Annotated in this window: 2 tRNA genes and 2 rRNA genes; all 4 read left to right on the top strand. The window is 52.0% G+C overall.

The window, feature by feature from the left end:
• Positions 1-1122: ribosomal RNA gene (locus ACFSW4_RS00070) — 16S ribosomal RNA — on the top strand; the annotation flags it as partial.
• A 496-nt stretch (positions 1123-1618) separates the two neighbouring features.
• Positions 1619-1695 (top strand) — tRNA-Ile (locus ACFSW4_RS00075).
• Positions 1696-1715: 20 nt separating this feature from the next.
• Positions 1716-1791, top strand: a tRNA-Ala gene (locus tag ACFSW4_RS00080).
• 86 nt (positions 1792-1877) lie between these two features.
• A 23S ribosomal RNA gene (locus ACFSW4_RS00085) occupies positions 1878-4035 on the top strand; the annotation flags it as partial.

Consider the following 4035-nt stretch of genomic DNA (forward strand, 5'->3'; position numbering starts at 1 on the left):
TTCGGGTCGTAAAACTCTGTTGTTAGGGAAGAACAAGTTCCGTTCGAATAGGGCGGAGCCTTGACGGTACCTAACCAGAAAGCCACGGCTAACTACGTGCCAGCAGCCGCGGTAATACGTAGGTGGCAAGCGTTGTCCGGAATTATTGGGCGTAAAGCGCGCGCAGGCGGTTCCTTAAGTCTGATGTGAAATCTTGCGGCTCAACCGCAAGCGGTCATTGGAAACTGGGGAACTTGAAGACAGAAGAGGAGAGCGGAATTCCACGTGTAGCGGTGAAATGCGTAGAGATGTGGAGGAACACCAGTGGCGAAGGCGGCTCTCTGGTCTGTGCTTGACGCTGAGGCGCGAAAGCGTGGGGAGCGAACAGGATTAGATACCCTGGTAGTCCACGCCGTAAACGATGAGTGCTAGGTGTTAGGGGGTTCCACCCTTAGTGCTGCAGTTAACGCAATAAGCACTCCGCCTGGGGAGTACGGCCGCAAGGCTGAAACTCAAAGGAATTGACGGGGGCCCGCACAAGCGGTGGAGCATGTGGTTTAATTCGAAGCAACGCGAAGAACCTTACCAGGTCTTGACATCCTCGGACCACCCTAGAGATAGGGTCTTCCCTTCGGGGACCGAGTGACAGGTGGTGCATGGTTGTCGTCAGCTCGTGTCGTGAGATGTTGGGTTAAGTCCCGCAACGAGCGCAACCCTTAACCTTAGTTGCCAGCATTCAGTTGGGCACTCTAAGGTGACTGCCGGTGACAAACCGGAGGAAGGTGGGGATGACGTCAAATCATCATGCCCCTTATGACCTGGGCAACACACGTGCTACAATGGATGGTACAATGGGCCGCGAAGCCGCGAGGTGAAGCAAATCCCAAAAAGCCATTCTCAGTTCGGATTGTAGGCTGCAACTCGCCTGCATGAAGCCGGAATCGCTAGTAATCGTGGATCAGCATGCCACGGTGAATACGTTCCCGGGCCTTGTACACACCGCCCGTCACACCACGAGAGTTGGTAACACCCGAAGTCGGTGGGGTAACCTTTTGGAGCTAGCCGCCGAAGGTGGGACCAATGATTGGGGTGAAGTCGTAACAAGGTAGCCGTATCGGAAGGTGCGGCTGGATCACCTCCTTTCTAAGGAAGATAACGGAGACTATAGTGCTATTTTGTTTAGTTTTGAAGGATTGAATGTCCTTCAAAACCTTTTTGGTGTCCTCATGGACCCAAGGTTAAGAACCTTGAAAACTAAATACGAACGCCAAAGCATCGAAACGATTTAAAAAAGATTGTCATGTCTTTTCACGTATAGAAGTTAAGTGATTAAGAGCGCACGGTGAATGCCTTGGCACTAGGAGCCGAAGAAGGACGGGACAAACACCGATATGCCTCGACGAGCTGTAAGTAAGCGTTGACTCGGGGATGTCCGAATGGGGAAACCCGCTATCCGTAATGGGGTAGCATTCGTTACTGAATTCATAGGTGACGGAAGGCAACTCGGGGAACTGAAACATCTCAGTACCCGAAGGAAGAGAAAGCAAATGCGATTTCCTAAGTAGCGGCGAGCGAAACGGANCAGTGCTATTTTGTTTAGTTTTGAAGGCTTGAAATTTTATACTAAATATAATAAGATGGGCCTGTAGCTCAGCTGGTTAGAGCGCACGCCTGATAAGCGTGAGGTCGGTGGTTCAAGTCCACTCAGGCCCACCATCTTCAAAACTCCATTACTTGGGGCCTTAGCTCAGCTGGGAGAGCGCCTGCTTTGCACGCAGGAGGTCAGCGGTTCGATCCCGCTAGGCTCCACCATTTTGTTAAGAACCTTGAAAACTAAATACGAACGCCAAAGCATCGAAACGATTTAAAAAAGATTGTCATGTCTTTTCACGTATAGAAGTTAAGTGATTAAGAGCGCACGGTGAATGCCTTGGCACTAGGAGCCGAAGAAGGACGGGACAAACACCGATATGCCTCGACGAGCTGTAAGTAAGCGTTGACTCGGGGATGTCCGAATGGGGAAACCCGCTATCCGTAATGGGGTAGCATCCGTCACTGAATTCATAGGTGACGGAAGGCAACTCGGGGAACTGAAACATCTCAGTACCCGAAGGAAGAGAAAGCAAATGCGATTTCCTAAGTAGCGGCGAGCGAAACGGAATCAGCCCAAACCAAGACGCATGCGTCTTGGGGTTGTAGGACACTCCATTGGAGTTACCAAGAATGACGGTAGACGAAGCGACCTGGAACGGTCCGCCAAAGACGGTAACAGCCCGGTAGTTGAAATCGCCATTCCTCCGGAGTGGATCCTGAGTACGGCGGAACACGTGAAATTCCGTCGGAATCTGGGAGGACCATCTCCCAAGGCTAAATACTCCCTAGTGACCGATAGTGAACCAGTACCGTGAGGGAAAGGTGAAAAGAACCCCGGAAGGGGAGTGAAAGAGAACCTGAAACCGTGTGCTTACAAGTAGTCGGAGCCCGTTAATGGGTGACGGCGTGCCTTTTGTAGAATGAACCGGCGAGTTACGGTGGTCGGCAAGGTTAAAGGGAAGACCTGGAGCCGCAGCGAAAGCGAGTCTGAATAGGGCGAATGAGTCGGACACCGTAGACCCGAAACTGTGTGATCTACCCATGTCCAGGGTGAAGGTCAGGTAACACTGACTGGAGGCCCGAACCCACGTATGTTGAAAAATGCGGGGATGAGGTGTGGGTAGGGGTGAAATGCCAATCGAACACAGAGATAGCTGGTTCTCTCCGAAATAGCTTTAGGGCTAGCCTCAACGTGAGAGTCTTGGAGGTAGAGCACTGATTGGACTAGGGGCCCCTATCGGGTTACCGAATTCAGTCAAACTCCGAATGCCAATGACTTATCGTTGGGAGTCAGACTATGGGTGATAAGGTTCATAGTCGAAAGGGAAACAGCCCAGACCGCCAGCTAAGGTCCCTAAGTATGTGTTAAGTGGAAAAGGATGTGGCGTTGCTTAGACAACCAGGATGTTGGCTTAGAAGCAGCCACCATTTAAAGAGTGCGTAATAGCTCACTGGTCGAGTGACGCTGCGCCGAAAATATACCGGGGCTAAACACATCACCGAAGCTGCGGATTGTCCGTAGGACAGTGGTAGGAGAGCGTTCTAAAGGCGTTGAAGCTAGACCGTGAGGACTAGTGGAGCGTTTAGAAGTGAGAATGCCGGTATGAGTAGCGAAAAAGAAGTGAGAATCTTCTTCACCGTATGCCTAAGGTTTCCTGAGGAAGGCTCGTCCGCTCAGGGTTAGTCGGGACCTAAGCCGAGGCCGAAAGGCGTAGGCGATGGATAACAGGTTGACATTCCTGTACCACCTCCTCTCCATTTGAGCAATGGGGGAACGCAGGAGGATAGGGGAAGCGCGTCATTGGATGAACGCGCCCAAGCAGCAAGAGTGGTGGATAGGCAAATCCGTCCACCGAGAGCTTGAGCTGTGATGGGGAGGGAACATAAGTACCGAAGTCCCTGATTTCACACTGCCAAGAAAAGCCTCTAGCGAGGAGAGAGGTGCCCGTACCGCAAACCGACACAGGTAGGCGAGGAGAGTATCCTAAGGTGATCGGGAGAACTCTCGTTAAGGAACTCGGCAAAATGACCCCGTAACTTCGGGAGAAGGGGTGCTTGTCTAGGCTACGACCTAGCAAGCCGCAGTGAAAAGGCCCAAGCGACTGTTTATCAAAAACACAGGTCTCTGCGAAGCCGTAAGGCGAAGTATAGGGGCTGACACCTGCCCGGTGCTGGAAGGTTAAGGGGATGCGTTAGCCCTTCGGGCGAAGCGTTGAACCGAAGCCCCAGTAAACGGCGGCCGTAACTATAACGGTCCTAAGGTAGCGAAATTCCTTGTCGGGTAAGTTCCGACCCGCACGAAAGGTGCAACGACTTGGGCACTGTCTCAACGAGAGACCCGGTGAAATTATACTATGCGTGAAGATGCGCATTACCCGCGACAGGACGGAAAGACCCCGTGGAGCTTTACTGTAGCCTGATATTGAATGTTGGTACAGCTTGTACAGGATAGGTGGGAGCCTT

Origin of the sequence: Piscibacillus salipiscarius, assembly GCF_042685285.1 — a bacterium.
Lineage (GTDB): Bacteria > Bacillota > Bacilli > Bacillales > Alkalibacillaceae > Piscibacillus > Piscibacillus salipiscarius.